Raw genomic sequence first — 16,248 nt, 5'->3', positions numbered from 1 at the left:
CCCTCCTCGCTAGGCTCCCCTGTTCCCCGGGCCGCCCGCCCCCACGCACCCACCCCACGGATCCCGACACTCGATGGCGATGGACTTCATCCGCATCCGCGGCGCGCGGACGCACAACCTCAAGAACCTGGACATCGACCTGCCCAGGGACAAGCTGATCGTGATCACCGGCCTGTCCGGGTCGGGCAAGTCGTCGCTGGCGTTCGACACCATCTACGCCGAGGGCCAGCGCCGGTACGTGGAGTCCCTGTCGGCCTACGCGCGCCAGTTCCTCAGCGTGATGGAGAAGCCGGACGTCGACCACATCGAGGGCCTGAGCCCGGCGATCGCGATCGAGCAGAAGGCCACCTCGCACAACCCGCGGTCCACCGTGGGCACGATCACCGAGATCTACGACTACCTGCGCCTGCTGTACGCGCGCGTGGGCACCCCGCGCTGCCCGGACCACGGCTTCCCGCTGGAAGCGCAGACGATCAGCCAGATGGTCGACCAGGTCCTGGCCCTGGCCAACGACCCGAAGACCGCCGAGCAGCGCTGGATGCTGCTCGCGCCCGTGATCCGCGAGCGCAAGGGCGAGCACGCGCAGGTGTTCGAGCAATTGCGTGCGCAGGGTTTCGTGCGCGTGCGCGTGGATGGCGTGCTGCACGAGATCGACGCCGTGCCGCCGCTCGCGCTGCGCCAGAAGCACACGATCGAAGCCGTCATCGACCGCTTCAAGGTGCGCGACGACCTCAAGCAGCGCCTCGCCGAATCCTTCGAGACCTCGCTGAAGCTCGGCGACGGCATGGCGATCGTGCAGTCGCTCGACGACGACAAGCTCGATCCGCTGCTGTTCTCCTCGAAGTACAGCTGCCCGGTGTGCGACTACTCGCTGCCGGAGCTGGAACCGCGCCTGTTCTCCTTCAACTCCCCGGTCGGCGCGTGCCCCACGTGCGATGGCCTGGGCGTGAGCCAGTTCTTCGATCCTTCGCGCGTGGTCGTGCACCCGGAGCTCTCGCTCGCGGCGGGCGCGGTGCGCGGGTGGGACCGCCGCAACGTCTACTACTTCCAGCTGATCGCCTCGCTCGCGCGCCACTACGGCTTCAACGTCGACAGCGCGTGGCAGGAACTCACCGACGAACAACGCAACGCCGTCCTGCACGGCAGCGGCAGCCAGGTGATCACCTTCACCTACCTCACGGACGCGGGCGGGCGCACGCAGCGCAAGCACAAGTTCGAAGGCATCCTGCCCAACCTCGAGCGCCGTTACCAGGAAACCGAAAGCGCCGCCGTGCGCGAGGAACTGGCGAAGTACATCAGCGAGCGCCCGTGCGTGGATTGCGGTGGTGCGCGCCTCAATCGCTCCGCGCGCAACGTGTTCGTCGCCGATCGCCCGTTGTCGGACATCGTGGTGATGCCGATCGACGAAGCCGTCGCGTTCTTCAGCCACATGCAGCTGCCGGGCTGGCGCGGCGAGATCGCGGTCAAGATCGTCAAGGAAATCGGCGAACGCCTGCGCTTCCTCGTCGACGTGGGCCTGGATTACCTCACGCTCGAACGCAAGGCCGATACGTTGTCGGGCGGCGAAGCCCAGCGCATCCGCCTGGCGTCGCAGATCGGCGCCGGCCTGGTCGGCGTGATGTACGTGCTCGACGAACCCTCGATCGGCCTGCACCAGCGCGACAACGAACGCCTGCTCGGCACGCTCACGCGCCTGCGCGACCTGGGCAACACCGTCATCGTCGTCGAGCACGACGAGGATGCGATCCGCCTGGCCGACCACATCGTGGACATCGGCCCCGGCGCGGGCGTGCATGGCGGCGAGATCGTCGCGCAGGGCACGTTCGCCGACGTGCTGAAGGCGCCGCGCTCGCTCACCGGTGCGTACATGAGCGGCAAGAAGCGCATCGAGATCCCCGCGGTGCGCCACAAGCCCAACAAGAAGATGATGCTGAAGCTGCTCGGTGCGAGCGGCCACAACCTGAAGAACGTGGATCTCGAGATCCCCGCCGGCTTGTTCACCGCGATCACCGGCGTGTCCGGCTCCGGCAAGTCGACGCTGATCAACGACACGCTGTACGCGCTGGCCGCCAACGAGATCAACGGCGCGTCGCACAAGCCGTCGGCGCATCGCGAAGTGCACGGCATCGATCTGTTCGACAAGGTCGTCGACATCGACCAGTCGCCGATCGGCCGCACGCCGCGTTCCAATCCCGCGACGTACACGGGCCTGTTCACGCCGCTGCGCGAGTTGTTCGCGTCGGTGCCGGAATCGCGCTCGCGCGGTTACTCGCCGGGGCGTTTCAGCTTCAACGTGCGCGGCGGCCGTTGCGAAGCGTGCCAGGGCGACGGCCTGATCAAGGTCGAGATGCACTTCCTGCCCGACGTGTACGTGCCCTGCGACGTCTGCCACGGCAAGCGCTACAACCGCGAGACGCTGGAGATCCTCTACAAGGGCTACAGCATCCACGACGTGCTGGAAATGACGGTGGAAGACGCGCTGTCGCTGTTCGAACCGGTGCCCACGATTTCGCGCAAGCTCGAAACGCTGATGGACGTGGGCCTGAGCTACGTCAAGCTCGGCCAGCCCGCCACCACGTTGTCGGGCGGCGAAGCACAGCGCGTCAAGCTGTCGAAGGAACTCTCGCGCCGCGACACCGGCCGCACGCTCTACATCCTCGACGAGCCCACCACCGGCCTGCACTTCCACGACATCGAGCACCTGCTCGCCGTGCTGCACAAGCTGCGCGACGACGGCAACACGATCGTGGTGATCGAACACAACCTCGACGTCATCAAGACGGCGGACTGGGTGATCGACCTCGGGCCGGAGGGCGGCCATCGCGGTGGTTCGATCATCGCGACCGGTACGCCGGAAGACGTCGCGGGTGTTGCGCATTCGCACACGGGCCAGTTCCTGCGCAAGGTGCTCGGCACGGAAGCGAAGCCGACGAAACCCGCACCGTCGCCGCGTCCGGACGCGCCGCGTCCGCCGACGAAGGCCGAAAAGCTGGCGACGAAGAAGGCCGACGCCGCTGCGGCAAAGGCCGCCAAGGCCGCCGCGAAGAAGGCCCCGAAGCGGAAGTCCGCCGCATGACGGACACGCCGCACAAGCTGCTGTTCCGCATGCCGATGGCGTTGCGCTGGCGCGACCTGGACGCGTTCAACCACGTCAACAACGCCAACTTCATGACCTACCTGGAAGAGGCGCGCATCCGCTGGTTCGAATCGCTCGACCGCGCATGGATGGATGACACGATGGCACCGCTGCTGGCTGCGGTGCAGATGAACTACAAGATGCCGATCCCGTATCCGGCGAACGTGGTCGTCGAGCTGTATGCCGATCGCGTGGGCAACACCAGCGCGACGCTGGGCCATCGCATCGTGTCGGAGGACGGCAAGACGCTGTACGCCGACGGCCACGTGGTGATGGTGTGGATCGAACGCGCGAGCGGCCGCCCGATTCCGTTGCCGGATGCCGTGCGGGAGATGGCGAGCTAGTTTTTGCTCCTCCCCCGACACCGTCGGGGGAGGCTGGGAGGGGGCGCTCTTATTCGCCCGGTGCCTTCACCACAAATTCCCCCCGCACCACCCGCCCATCCTGCAGCGGGAATTCGATCGCCACCTTGCTGCCCGCCTTCAGCGGCGCGCGCGCTTCCATCAGCATCAGGTGCAACCCACCCGGCTTCAGCACCGCCGCGTCATCCGGCGCGATGCGTAGCGTCGGCACCGCCCGCATGCGGTTCACGCCATCGATGATCTTCGTCTCGTGCAACTCGGCCATGCCGTGCGCGGGACTGCGCGCGCCGACGATCGTCGCGGGCGTGGCGCAGCGGTTCTCGATGCGGCCGAAGCCCGCCTGCATCGAATCCATCCCCGGCACCAGGCGGATCCACCCGTCGCGCACGACCGGCACGCAGGCGGCCGCGGCGGTCGGCTGCTTCGCGCAGGCCGGGGCCAGGAACGACAGGACGAGGACGGCAGCGAACGGTGCGAGGCGGACGTTTTTCATGCGGCCTATGATACCGGCCGACCCCACGCACCGGATGCCCGCATGTCGCTCATCGAACGCACCACGCACGGCTCGATCGTCGAACTGAAACTCGCGCGCCCGCCGGTCAATGCCTTGAACCCGCAGCTGTGCACGGACCTGCGCAACGCGCTCGCCGAGGCCATCGCCGGTGGCGCTGCAGGCATCGTGCTGTCGGGCGGCCCCAAGGTGTTTTCCGCCGGCCTCGATGTGCCGCACCTGCTGAGCCTGGGCGATGACCGCGCTGCACTGCTGCAAGCGTGGGAAGCCTTCTTCGGTGCCGCGCGCGCGCTCGCCGAATCGCCGGTGCCGGTCGTGGCCGCGCTCGCCGGCCATGCGCCCGCCGGTGGCTGCGTGCTCGCGTTGTGCTGCGACTATCGCGTCATGGCCGACGGGCTGTATCGCATCGGGCTCAACGAAACGCAGGTGGGCCTCGTCGCGCCGGAAGGCATCCAGTACTTGATGCGCCGCATGGTCGGGCCGCAGCGCGCGGAGCGTTTGCTGGTCGGAGGCGAGATGGTGGACGCGCAGCGCGCGTTCGACATCGGCCTGGTCGATGAACTCGCCAGCGTCGATGAAGTCGTCAAGCGCGCGCACGTGTGGCTGGAAGCGCTGCTCGCCTTGCCGCGCCAGCCCGTGCTGGAAACGCGTGCGATCGCGCGCGCGGATGTCGTCGCGGCGATGCAGCCGGAACGCATCGGGCTTTCCCGCTTCATCGATGCATGGAGCGCGCCCGACACGCAGGCCGGGTTGCGTGCGTTGATCGCACGACTCGGGAAGTAATCAGGCCTCGCCGGTTGCGATGGGCCGCGCCGGATCGGTGATCCAGCCGCTCCACGATCCGGTATACAGGCGCGCACCGCGCAGCCCCGCGCGCTCCATCGCCAGCAGGTGGTGGCACGCCGTGACGCCCGAGCCGCACATCACCATCACCTGCTCCGGCGATGTGTGCCCGAGCAACGCGCGGAATTCGTCGGCGAGCTGCATCGGCGTCTTGAAGTGATCGTGGAGCAGGTTGTCCGGATACGGACGATTGACCGCGCCCGGCACGTGGCCGGCGATGCGATCGATCATTTCGTTCTCGCCGCGGAAGCGGTCCGCCGCGCGCGCATCGATCAGCATCTCGCCTTGCGCGAGGCGCGCCTGCACCTGCGCGCTGTCGAGCAAGCGCGACGTATCGAACGTGCCGGGATAGCGCCCGGTCACCGGCTTGGGCACCTGCGAATCCACGGGCAGGCCCACCGACGTCCAATGCTTCCAGCCTGCATCGAGCACGGCCACTTTCTCGTGGCCGAGCATGCGCATCAGGAACCAGAAGCGCGCCGCGTGCGCACCTTCGCCATCGTCGTACGCGACGATCTGGTGTTCCGGCCGGATGCCCCACGCGCCGAGCTTCGCGGTGAAGGTTTCCGCCTTCGGCCACGGATGGCGGCCTTCGCCACCGGGCGTCATGTCGGACAGGTCGCGCTCCAAGTGCGCGTACACCGCGCCCGGGATGTGGCCGTCGAGGTAGGCGCTTTCGCCCGCGAGGGGATTCATCAGCGAGAACCGGCAATCGACGATCGCCAGGTCTGGCCGATTGAGCGCGACGGCCAGCGTTTCGGCCTGCACGAGGGTGGTCCATCCGGCCATGTGACGCTCCTGGTGTGCGGGCTCAGCCCGCGGTCGTCGCGCTTGCGATGCGTTCCCGCAGGTTGAACAGGATCGAGGCGGTGGCGCCCCAGATCCGGTTCCGCGGGTTACCTCTATCCACGAATTCCAGCACGCGGCGCGGCCGTCCGCCCGGGAGGGGGCGACCGCCGACCGTCGTGATTTCGAGCTCGGCCAGGTTGGCCGGGTCGAGGATGTAGTCCAGCGGGACCTCGAAGACCTCGGCGACTTCGCCCGGATCCGGGCGCGCGACGAACTCCGCATCGACCATCGCGACCAGCGGCGACACGCGGAAGCCCGTGATCGTGCACAGCGGATCGAGGAAGCCCACGGGCGCGGCCTGCGACGGCAGCAAGCCGATTTCTTCGCGGCTCTCGCGCAGCGCGGCGGCGATGGCATCGGCGTCCACGGCTTCGATGCGACCGCCGGGGAAACTCACCTGCCCCGCGTGGTGCCGCAGCGCATCGGTGCGACGCGTGAGCAACACCTGCCACCCCTCGATGCGCGGCACGAGGCCCACGAGGACCGCGGCTTCGCGCAACGGAGGATCGGGCAACAGGCCGTCGAGTTCGGCGTGGTTCCAGCCGGGACCGGCGGGAGGCGCGTCGGTCGGATGCAGCACCGCGCGCAGGTGCGCCAGGTCCAGCGTCATTGCGCGTCGAAGGGCGCGCGCTGCGGCAGGACGATTTCCATCAGGCGCAGGCGCTCGTCATCGTTCATCTGGCCCCAGCGTGCGATCTCCGCCGTGGTGCGACGGCACCCCGTGCACAGCCCCAGGTCGTCGAGGCTGCAGATGCCGACGCAAGGACTGAGGACGGCGCGGAAAGTCATGGAATGCACGATGGAGAACTCTCATCAGAAAAACAAACGCCGGCGCGGGGCCGGCGTTCGTCGTCTTGCGACTGCGAGGTGTTACTTGACGCTGACCAGCTTCACTTCGAAGGCGACCGCGACGTTCGGCGGGAAGCCGGTGCGCGGGTCGGCGCCGAAGGCGCTGGCCGGCGGAACGACGATCTCCCACTTCGAACCCGCCGGCATCTGCGCCAGGGCTTCGCGCATCGCCGGCATCTGCACTTCGCTCAGCTTGATGCTCGGGATGTTCTGGATCTTGTCGTCCGCGGCCTTCTGGCCGAACAGGTACGGACCACCGACTTCCAGCGCGAGCGTGCTGTTGGCCGTGGGCTTGGCGCCGGTGCCCGGCTCCATCACGCGGTACTGCACGCCACTGGCGCCGGCGAGCGTCTTCACGCCGGCCTTGGCCTTGTTGGCGGCCAGGTACTGGTCGCTCTTGGTCTTGTTGGCGGCGGCATCCTTGTCGAACGCGGCCTTGGCGGCAGCGGCCTTCGCCTGCTGGCGCTTCTGGAAGGCTTCGACCGCCGGGCGCAGGTCCTTTTCGGCCAGCGCAGGCTGCTTCTTGCCGTAGCCGTCCTGGACGGCCTTGACCAGCGTGTTGACGTCGACCTGTTCGCCACTCTCGGCGAGGTCGCGACCGAACTGGTAGCCGAAGTAATAACTGAGCTTGCCCTTTTCGGTCGTGGTGTCCTGCGCCAGCGCGAGGCCGGACACAAGGGTGAGGGCCGCGACACTGGCGGCAAGCAGGCGCAACTTCATTCGGTACAACCTCTCTGGGTAGGAATCGAAGCGATCCGGCGCGATGTATTGCGCATGCAGGCCACCCCGGGGATTGCCCGTCCGTTGGTCCCGGAAGGGCGCGCTAGGATAGCGGCCGCCGCGCTGAATCGCCACTGACGACCGGGCCCTCTGACCGGACCCCGCAGGTTTAGTTCCGCGCCCCGGTTCGCCGCGTTTTTCCCCGTGAAAGCGGCGGTGCGCGCGACCCGCCCCCCTTCGAACACGCCCCAGCGAGCTTTCCGAATGACCGACTCCGCCCAGAACGACGCCGTCCTGCTCACCACCGACCACGGCGCGATAAGAATCCTCACGGTCCACCGCCCCGACAAGCTCAACGCGCTGAACCTCGCCACCCTGGACGCCCTGCATCGCGCCTTCGATGCGGCCGCCGCGGACCCGGCCGTGCGCGTCGTGATCCTCACGGGCAGCGGGCCGAAGGCCTTCGTCGCGGGCGCCGACATCGCCGAAATGCACGCCCTCACGCCGGTCGAAGGGCGCGACTTCTCGCTGCGCGGCCAACGCATGATGCGGCGCATCGAACGCATGCCGAAGCCCGTGATCGCGATGGTCAACGGCTTCGCGCTCGGCGGCGGCCTGGAACTGGCGATGAGCTGCCACCTGCGCATCGCGTCCGACACCGCGAAGGTCGGCCAGCCCGAGATCAACCTCGGCCTCATCCCCGGCTTCGGCGGCACGCAGCGCCTGCTGCGCCTGGCCGGTCGCGCCGCCACGCTGGAACTGTGCCTGGCCGGCGCGCCGATCGACGCGGCGCGCGCGTTGCACCTCGGCATCGTCAATCGCGTGGTGCCGGCGGCGGAGCTGGAATCGCACGTCATGGCCTTCGCGGAGCAACTCGCGAACGCAGCCCCGCTCGCGATGCGCGGCATCCTCGACTGCATCGCCGTCGGCGGCGAATGCGGCATCGAGGAAGGCCTGGAATACGAGAGCGCGCAGTTCGGTTTGATGTTCGCGACCGACGACATGCGCGAAGGCACCACCGCGTTCCTCGAACGCCGCAAGCCTGCGTTCAACGGCCGCTGATGCCCTGCACGGTGTGCGGTTGCGTTGATCCGCGCGGCGAGGCCGCGCATCGCATCGTCGATGCCCTGCGCGTCGACGATGTGGATCGCGCGCTCGACGCAGGCTTGCTCGGCGCGATCGAATGCGACGCCTGCAGGCCCGCCTGTAGCGCGCTGCTCGCGAACGCACGCGACGCACGCCGCGCCGCCCTCGACGCCCGCGAACGCTTCCGCGCCCGCAACGCCCGCCTCGAACGCCGCCGCGCCGAACGCGATGCGCGCCGCACCCCGGTCGCCACGCCGGACGTCGCGAAGCCGACGCTCCCGCCCGCCGCCGCGGCCGCCCTCGCCCGCGCGAAAGCCCGCGCCGCACAACGCAAGCCCGAATGAAGCAGCCCGCCCGCAGGACGAAGCGCACGAAGCTCACCCGCGCCGAAATCACCGAACTCTTCACGCGCCTGCGCGAACTCAACCCGCATCCCACCACCGAGCTCGAGTTCAAGAGCCCGTTCGAACTCTTGGTCGCCGTGGTGCTGTCCGCGCAGGCCACCGATGTCGGCGTCAACAAGGCCACGCGCAAACTCTTCCCGGTCGCCAACACGCCGGCCGCGATCGTCGCCCTCGGCGAAGCGAAACTGAAGAAGGCGATCGCCACCATCGGCCTGTTCAACACCAAGGCCGCCAATGTCATGGCGCTGTCGCAACAGCTGCTGGACGAGCACGACGGGCAAGTGCCGCGCACCCGCGAAGCGCTCGAAGCCCTCCCCGGTGTCGGCCGCAAGACCGCGAACGTGGTCCTCAACACCGCCTTCGGCGAACCCACGATGGCGGTGGACACGCACATCTTCCGCGTCGCCAACCGCACGGGCCTGGCGCCGGGCAAGGACGTACGCACGGTGGAGGACAACCTCGTGCACGTGATCCCCGCCGAATTCCTGCACGATGCGCACCACTGGCTGATCCTCCACGGCCGCTACACGTGCCTCGCGCGCAAACCCAACTGCCCGGGCTGCCCGATCGCGGACCTTTGCCGCTTCCCCGACAAGACCCCACCGCCGCAAGCAATCGCACCGAAAGTGTCACGCGCCCGCAACTTGTCACAATAACGAAAGATTCACGCCCTAGGCTGCGCGGCATTCCTCACCACCCCGCCCGAAGGGCTCGCCATGAACCTCACCCGCAGCACCCTGACCCTCGCCGTCCTCGGCGCGCTTGGCATGTTCGCCGCGCCCGCCGCGCACGCGCAGGTCGCGCTCGACGTCATCGCCGATTCCGAAGTCACCTTCGAAGGCCTGGTCCAGGCCGACGGCAACTGGTTCAACAACGACTTCGCCAACCTCAACGGCGATGCGCCGGACGGCAAGGACGCCGACTTCGAAATGCGCCGCGCCGAACTCGTGCTCAAGGGCAAGGGCCCGGGCAACCTCGAGTGGGTGCTCGGTTACGACGCGAAGGCCGACAAGTGGCTCGACGTCAACGCCAAGTACAAGATCCGCGGCAACGCCAACCACTTCTTCCAGGTCGGCCAGTACAAGCAGCTCAACTCGCTCGAAGAGCTGTCGTCGACGAAGAACAACGACTTCATCTCCAAGGCCGTCACCACCAACACCTTCGGCATCGCGCGCCGCCTCGGTGCGATGTACCAGTACGGCGACAACAACTGGGCGATCGCCGGCAGCGTCTTCACCAAGGAACTCACCGAGCATCCGGCGCCGACGCCGCACGGTCCGGGCTGGGGCGTGCGCGCCTACTGGGCGCCCATCAACGCGACGGGCTCGATCTTCCACGTGGGCCTGTCGTACAACAACTACGACACCTTTACCGACACGGTGCAGTGGCGCGCGCGTCCGGACGCCGACCTGGCCGGCCAGCGCATCGTCGATACCGGCGCGCTGCGCAACACGGACCGCATCGCGACGACGGGCCTGGAATCGTTCTGGGTGCATGGCCCGTTCAAGCTGCAGGGCGAGTACATGACCAGCACGACGGACCGCTACAGCGGCGTCGCGGGTGACTTCAAGGCGTCCAGCGGCTACATCTCCGGCGTCTGGAACATCACGGGCGAAACCTGGGGCTACAAGTCGGGCACGCCGTCCACGCCGCTGCCGAACAACCCGGGCAGCGGCATGTTCCAGCTGGCGCTGCGCTACGACACGATCGACCTGAACGATGGCTCGGTGATCCCGGGCGCGACGCCGACGGCGAACCCGACGGTGATCGGTGCGCTCGGCGGCGAGATGGATACCTGGACGGTCGGCGTGAACTGGTACTGGCGTTCGAACTTCAAGTTCATGCTGAACTACGTCGACGTCAGCAGCACGCGCTTCATCGGCCGCACCAGCGCTACGCAGGCCGCCGATCCGATCAACAACAACCGCACGTTCAACGCGTTCGTGGACGACAACCCGAGCATCGTGGAAGCGCGCGTGCAGTTCTACTGGTAATCGACTCCCCCATAGGGTCGGGAAAAGCGCGGCTTCGGCCGCGCTTTTTTTTGTTTTGCGCTCGTGGGAAAGCAGGGGTTTTGGGTGCGCTGCAGAAGCCCGCCTGGGGTGAAGACCGCGTCGCCCGAACCCGCGGCGTGGTAAGAATTTCTCGCCGACGTGGCGGCGAAAATTCTCACCCCACCACGGGCTGGGGCATCACCATTCGAGCCTTTTCGATCAAGGGGCCGACCTTTTCCAAGGGTCGCTGGCGTGCGTGGTAACGCACGCACAACCCAATCAATTCTTTCGCGACAATCAAGAGCACGGCGCGACCGCTTTCCTTCCTAATGTGTGGAAGGCACAGACTTGGACAGGCGCCCCGCCTGCCAGAGAGCAGTGAGGCATTTCAGATGCGAGGGCTCGAGGTGGGCGGCGCGCCGTCCATCCGGAGAAGATGTGTTCGCCAGCGACCCTCCGATTCGGTGCGCGGGTCTACGCAAGCGTGTTAGCGCGAACAAAACGGCGACGAGATCCGACGCGTCACGTCGCACAGTCTTTTCTGCCGCGTTGCTCTTGCGGCAGAAAAGACTGTGCGACGGGGCGTGGCGGAGCGCCCCCAATGGGTGTCCCCGCTTCCGCGGGGACGACGCAAACCTGAATCCGCACAAGAAGCCTGACCCGCCCGCCGGATGTCACGCGCCTGTCATATCGCCAACATCGCACTGTCATCGGATGGTTATGGAATGCGCGCATCCACTCGAGGAGTTGCGCCCGTGTCCAAGTTCCAGTCGCTTCGCACCACCACGCTCACCCTGGCGCTCGTCCTGGCCGGTGGGTTCGCGTCTGCCGCCAGTGCCGCCGACGTCACCGGCGCGGGCGCTTCGTTCGTCTACCCGATCATGTCGAAGTGGTCCTCCGACTACGCCGCGGCCACCAGCAAGAAGGTGAACTACCAGTCCATCGGCTCCGGCGGCGGCATCGCGCAGATCAAGGCCGGCACCGTTGATTTCGGTTCGTCCGACGCGCCGATGAAGCCGGAAGAGCTCGCCAAATTCGGCCTCGCGCAGTTCCCGTCGGTGATCGGCGGCGTCGTGCCGGTCGTCAACGTCCCCGGCATCCAGGCCGGTGCGATGAAGCTCGACGGCCCGCTGCTGGCCGACATCTTCCTCGGCAAGGTCACGATGTGGAACGACCCGCGCATCGTCGAACTCAACAGCGGCCTGCAGCTGCCGGCGAAGAAGATCACCGTCCTGCACCGCGCCGACGGCTCGGGCACCACGTTCAACTTCGTCAACTACCTGGGCAAGGTCAGCCCGGAATGGAAGACCAAGGTGGGCGAAGGCACGGCCGTGAAGTGGCCGACCGGCATCGGCGGCAAAGGCAACGAAGGCGTGGCTGCTTACGTCAAGCAGATCGCCGGCGGCATCGGCTACGTCGAGATGTCCTACGCGCTGCAGAACAAGATGACCTACACGCGCATGAAGAACGCCGCCGGCAACTTCATCGTGCCGTCCGACGACAGCTTCCAGGCCGCCGCCGCCAGCGCCGACTGGAAGAACGCGAAGGACTTCTACCTGGTGATGACCAACGCCCCGGGCGAGAAGTCCTGGCCGATCACCGCGACCAATTTCATCCTGATGTACAAGCAGCCGAAGAACGCCGCCGGCGCCAAGAACGCCAAGGACTTCTTCACATGGGCGTACGCCAACGGCGACGCCGCCGCGAAGAACCTCGACTACGTGCCGCTGCCGGACGCCCTCGTCCAGCAGATCGAAGGCTACTGGGCACAGAACCTGAAGTACTGATCGCACGCTCCCCCTGCACGACGACCCCCCACGTCGCTGCACCTTCCCAACGCGGGCTTCGGCCCGCGTTTTTTTCGGCCCACGCTTTTATCCGGCCCGCGTGTCATCCGGGTGTCATCGAACCGCCACACGCTACGCACGCCCCGCCCACGAACCGACGACGACCGCCGAATGAGTGCCATCCCCCTCGACATCGAGGCCCTCGACACCCGCAGCAGCCGCGACGGCCGCGCCGACCGCAGCTTCAAGTGGCTGGTGGGCATCGCCGGCGTGTTCGTGCTGGTGTCGCTGGTCGCCGCTGCGCTGTCGATGCTGTGGGGCGGCCGCCTCGCGTTCGAAACGTTCGGCTTCAAGTTCCTGTGGACCGATGCGTGGGATCCGGTCAACCAGCAGTTCGGCGCGCTGGTCCCGATCTACGGCACGCTGGTCACCGCCTTCATCGCCATGCTCATCGCCGTGCCGGTGAGCTTCGGCATCGCGATGTTCCTCACCGAAGTCGCGCCCAAGTGGCTGCGCGGCCCGGTGGGCGCCGCGATCGAACTGCTCGCCGGCATCCCCTCGATCATCTACGGCATGTGGGGCCTGTTCGTGCTCGTGCCGGTGCTGTCCGAACACGTGTATCCGTGGGTCGACGAACACATGGGCACCTGGCCCTTCGTCGGCCGCTTCTTCGCCGGCCCGCCGATCGGCCTGGGCATGGGCACCGCGGGCCTGGTGCTGTCGGTGATGGTCATTCCCTTCATCGCCTCGGTGATGCGCGAGGTGTTCCTCACCGTGCCGGGCCGCTTGAAGGAATCCGCGTACGCGCTGGGCTCCACGCGCTGGGAAGTGGTGTGGGACGTCGTGCTGCCCTACACGCGCTCGGCCGTGATCGGCGGCATCTTCCTCGGCCTGGGCCGCGCGCTCGGCGAAACGATGGCGGTGACCTTCGTGCTCGGCAACGCGCATGAACTCACCACGTCGCTGCTGATGCCCGGCAACTCCATCGCGGCCACGATCGCCAACGAGTTCTCCGAAGCCGATTCGGAAATGTATCGCTCCTCGCTGATCGCACTGGGCTTCGTGTTGTTCCTGGTGACCTTCGTCGTGCTGACCGTGGCGCGCCTGATGCTGCGCCAGCTGAAGAAGCGGGAGGGCACCTGATGGCCGCGTCGATGACCACGCTGTATCGCGTGCGCCGCTTCAAGAACGGCGTGGCGCAGGTGCTGGCCACGGCGGCCACACTCTTCGGCCTGTTCTGGCTGGCGTGGATCGTGTGGACTACTCTGCGCATGGGCCTGGCGTCGCTGGACATCACGCTGTTCACGCAGATGACCCCGCCGCCCGGCGAAAAGGGCGGCCTGCTCAACGCGATCTTCGGCAGCGTGGTGATGAGCCTGCTGGGCGTGCTGTTCGGTGCACCGATCGGCGTGCTGGCCGGCACGTACCTCGCCGAATACGGCGGCACGCGCTGGAGTTCGCGCCTGGCCGAGACCATCCGCTTCGTCAACGACATCCTGTTGTCCGCACCGTCGATCGTGCTGGGCCTGTTCGTGTACACGCTGGTCGTCGCGCCGATGGGGCACTTCTCCGCGCTGGCCGGTGCGATCGCGCTGGCCTTCATCGTGCTGCCGGTCGTCGTGCGCACCACCGATGAAATGCTGCGCCTGGTGCCCGCGCAGATGCGCGAAGCCGCGCTGTCGCTCGGCGTGCCGCAGTGGAAGGTGACCGTGCAGGTGCTCTATCGCGCCTCGCTGCCGGGCATCGTCACCGGCATCCTGCTGGCGCTGGCACGCATCACCGGCGAAACCGCCCCGCTGCTCTTCACCGCGCTCAACAACCAGTACTGGACCACCGACCTGTCGCAGCCGATGGCGAACGTGCCGGTGGTGATCTTCCAGTACGCGATGAGCCCCTTCGAGCAGTGGCACACGCTCGCCTGGGCCGGCGCCTTCGTCCTCACCGCGTTCGTGCTGCTCGTGGCGATCATCGCCCGCGCGGTCGTGTCGCGCTCGCGCATCGTCCACGAATGAACATGATGACCCGACTCGAAACCGTGCAGGCCCCCATGAAACTCGCCGCCCGCGGGCTCAACTTCCACTACGGCGATTTCCACGCCGTGCGCAACATCAACATGGACATCCCGGAGAAGCGCGTCACCGCGCTGATCGGCCCCTCGGGCTGCGGGAAGTCCACGCTGCTGCGCATCTTCAACCGCATCTACGCGCTGTACCCGAAGCAAGTGGCCAGCGGCCAGGTGCTGCTGGACGGCGAGGACGTACTGGATCCGAAGTACCCGCTCAACCGCCTGCGCAGCAAGGTGGGCATGGTGTTCCAGAAGCCGGTGCCCTTCCCGATGACGATCTACGAGAACGTCGCCTACGGCATCCGCCACCACGAACGCCTGTCGAAGGCCGAGATGGACGCGCGCGTGGAAGAAGCGCTGCGCCAGGCCGCGTTGTGGGACGAGGTGAAGGACAAGATGAAGCAGAGCGCGCTGGGCCTGTCCGGCGGACAGCAGCAGCGCCTGTGCATCGCGCGCGCCGTGGCCCTGCGCCCCGACGTGCTGCTGCTGGACGAACCGACCTCCGCGCTCGATCCCATTTCCACCAGCCGCATCGAGCAGCTGGTGGAAGACCTCAAGCAGACGTACACGATCATGATTGTGACGCACAACATGCAGCAGGCCGCGCGCGTGTCGGACTACACCGCCTTCATGTACCTGGGCGACATGGTCGAGCACGGCGAGACGGCGACGATCTTTTCCAATCCCTCGAAGCAGCAGACCGAGGACTACATTACGGGGCGGTTTGGGTGAGGTAAGCCGCTTGCGCGGCACTGCCGCGCGGCTTGCCGAACGCCCGGCCATGGATGGCCGGGCCGGACGATCCGAAGCACGAATGTTGCGCCATGGACGGCAGCGGCGACCTCATCGAGAAGAAGGGTAATGAATCAGATGCACGACCATATCGTGAAGAGTTACGACGACGAACAGCGCCGCCTGCTCGAGGAAATCCTGCGCATGGGCCACATGGCCGCCGCGCAGCTGGATGCCGCGCTGGACGTGGTGGAACGCCGCGACGACAAGGCCGCCGAACGCATCGTCGCCAACGACGAAGCCATCGACGCCATCGAACGCGCGATCGACCACGACGTGATGCGCCTGGCGTTGCGCGGCCCGATGGCCCGCGACCTGCGCATCATCCTGGCCGCGCTGAAGGTGAGCGCCGACATCGAACGCATCGGCGACTACGCCGCCAACGTCGCCAAGCGTTCGACCGCCCTGAACCTCTCGCCCCCGCTGCCGCATACGCGTGGCCTGGATGCGCTGGGCCGCCTGGCCGCGCAGCAGGTGCGCGACGTGCTGGACGCGTACCGCGACCTGGACGCCGACGCCGCCCAGCGCGTGCGCAACCGCGACGCCGAACTGGACACGCTCTACACCGGCCTGTTCCGCGAACTGCTGACCTACATGATGGAAGACGCGCGCGCGATCACCCCGTGCACGCACCTGCTGTTCATGGCGAAGAACCTGGAACGCATCGGCGACCACGCGACCAACATCGCGGAGAACGTGTGGTTCCTCGTGCACGGCGAAGAGCAGCTGCCGCCGCGCGAAAAGCGCGACGCCACCAACAGCGCCTGAGTTGTTGCCCCTCCCCCCACCGGGGGGAGGCTGGAATGGGGACGCTCCGATCGCGTCGAACCCCGAGGCCAGCAACGCGTTC

Annotated in this window: 15 protein-coding genes and 1 pseudogene; 12 read left to right on the top strand and 4 right to left on the bottom strand. The window is 67.3% G+C overall.

The window, feature by feature from the left end; genetic code table 11:
* Positions 1–73: 73 nt before the first annotated feature.
* The gene (uvrA, locus tag LYSCAS_RS11785; protein WP_213434231.1) at positions 74–3,076 is read left to right on the top strand and encodes an excinuclease ABC subunit UvrA; all 3,003 of its coding nucleotides are present in this window, start codon (positions 74–76) and stop codon (positions 3,074–3,076) included.
* Positions 3,073–3,480: an acyl-CoA thioesterase gene (locus tag LYSCAS_RS11780; protein WP_213434230.1), complete on the top strand. Its 408-nt coding sequence runs from the start codon at positions 3,073–3,075 to the stop codon at positions 3,478–3,480. Before uvrA ends, LYSCAS_RS11780 begins: the two co-directional genes overlap by 4 nt.
* A gap of 49 nt (positions 3,481–3,529) precedes the next feature.
* Here the strand turns inward: LYSCAS_RS11780 and LYSCAS_RS11775 are convergent, their stop codons facing one another.
* On the bottom strand, positions 3,530–3,991 hold the full coding sequence (locus tag LYSCAS_RS11775) for a copper chaperone PCu(A)C (protein WP_213434229.1): 462 nt from the start codon (positions 3,989–3,991) through the stop codon (positions 3,530–3,532).
* Between the two features lie 42 nt (positions 3,992–4,033).
* On the opposite strand from LYSCAS_RS11775, the gene LYSCAS_RS11770 reads away from it, so the two are divergent.
* A complete protein-coding gene (locus LYSCAS_RS11770; RefSeq protein ID WP_213434228.1) occupies positions 4,034–4,792 on the top strand; it encodes an enoyl-CoA hydratase/isomerase family protein in 759 nt (252 codons plus the stop codon).
* Here LYSCAS_RS11770 and LYSCAS_RS11765 read toward each other — a convergent pair whose 3' ends face one another.
* The 3 genes and pseudogenes from LYSCAS_RS11765 to LYSCAS_RS11750 form a co-directional block, all read right to left on the bottom strand.
* Positions 4,793–5,641, bottom strand: coding sequence for a sulfurtransferase (locus tag LYSCAS_RS11765; protein ID WP_213434227.1), 849 nt, complete (start codon positions 5,639–5,641; stop codon positions 4,793–4,795). It lies immediately after the preceding gene.
* A gap of 22 nt (positions 5,642–5,663) precedes the next feature.
* Positions 5,664–6,490 (bottom strand): annotated as a pseudogene (locus tag LYSCAS_RS11760) (NUDIX hydrolase).
* Between the two features lie 81 nt (positions 6,491–6,571).
* The gene (locus tag LYSCAS_RS11750; protein ID WP_213434224.1) at positions 6,572–7,270 is read right to left on the bottom strand and encodes an FKBP-type peptidyl-prolyl cis-trans isomerase N-terminal domain-containing protein; all 699 of its coding nucleotides are present in this window, start codon (positions 7,268–7,270) and stop codon (positions 6,572–6,574) included.
* A gap of 264 nt (positions 7,271–7,534) precedes the next feature.
* On the opposite strand from LYSCAS_RS11750, the gene LYSCAS_RS11745 reads away from it, so the two are divergent.
* The 9 genes from LYSCAS_RS11745 (at position 7,535) to phoU (ending at position 16,166) form a co-directional block, all read left to right on the top strand.
* The gene (locus tag LYSCAS_RS11745) at positions 7,535–8,332 is read left to right on the top strand and encodes an enoyl-CoA hydratase/isomerase family protein (protein WP_213434223.1); all 798 of its coding nucleotides are present in this window, start codon (positions 7,535–7,537) and stop codon (positions 8,330–8,332) included.
* Complete coding sequence (locus tag LYSCAS_RS11740) at positions 8,332–8,700, top strand: hypothetical protein (RefSeq protein ID WP_213434222.1); 369 nt, start codon at positions 8,332–8,334, stop codon at positions 8,698–8,700. The genes LYSCAS_RS11745 and LYSCAS_RS11740 overlap by 1 nt, the downstream gene beginning before the upstream one ends.
* A complete protein-coding gene (nth, locus tag LYSCAS_RS11735) occupies positions 8,697–9,416 on the top strand; it encodes an endonuclease III (RefSeq protein ID WP_213434221.1) in 720 nt (239 codons plus the stop codon). Before LYSCAS_RS11740 ends, nth begins: the two co-directional genes overlap by 4 nt.
* A gap of 60 nt (positions 9,417–9,476) precedes the next feature.
* Entirely contained in the window at positions 9,477–10,754 is a 1,278-nt protein-coding gene (locus LYSCAS_RS11730) for an OprO/OprP family phosphate-selective porin (protein WP_213434220.1), read from the top strand.
* 671 nt (positions 10,755–11,425) lie between these two features.
* Entirely contained in the window at positions 11,426–12,541 is a 1,116-nt protein-coding gene (pstS, locus tag LYSCAS_RS11725) for a phosphate ABC transporter substrate-binding protein PstS (protein WP_407075144.1), read from the top strand.
* A gap of 171 nt (positions 12,542–12,712) precedes the next feature.
* A complete protein-coding gene (gene pstC / locus LYSCAS_RS11720) occupies positions 12,713–13,684 on the top strand; it encodes a phosphate ABC transporter permease subunit PstC (protein WP_213434218.1) in 972 nt (323 codons plus the stop codon).
* Positions 13,681–14,553: a phosphate ABC transporter permease PstA gene (gene pstA / locus LYSCAS_RS11715; protein ID WP_213437806.1), complete on the top strand. Its 873-nt coding sequence runs from the start codon at positions 13,681–13,683 to the stop codon at positions 14,551–14,553. Before pstC ends, pstA begins: the two co-directional genes overlap by 4 nt.
* A 5-nt stretch (positions 14,554–14,558) precedes the next feature.
* Positions 14,559–15,338 carry a phosphate ABC transporter ATP-binding protein PstB gene (gene pstB, locus LYSCAS_RS11710; protein ID WP_246518209.1) on the top strand — a complete coding sequence of 260 codons (780 nt, stop codon included), beginning with the start codon at positions 14,559–14,561 and terminating at the stop codon, positions 15,336–15,338.
* A gap of 129 nt (positions 15,339–15,467) precedes the next feature.
* Positions 15,468–16,166 carry a phosphate signaling complex protein PhoU gene (phoU, locus tag LYSCAS_RS11705; protein WP_213434216.1) on the top strand — a complete coding sequence of 233 codons (699 nt, stop codon included), beginning with the start codon at positions 15,468–15,470 and terminating at the stop codon, positions 16,164–16,166.
* Positions 16,167–16,248: the final 82 nt, after the last annotated feature.

The sequence above is a fragment of the Noviluteimonas caseinilytica genome (assembly GCF_018406605.1).
GTDB classification, from domain to species: Bacteria; Pseudomonadota; Gammaproteobacteria; order Xanthomonadales; family Xanthomonadaceae; genus Noviluteimonas; species Noviluteimonas caseinilytica.
Note: the sequence above shows the minus strand (reverse complement) of the source record. Positions and strands in the feature narration are given on the sequence as shown.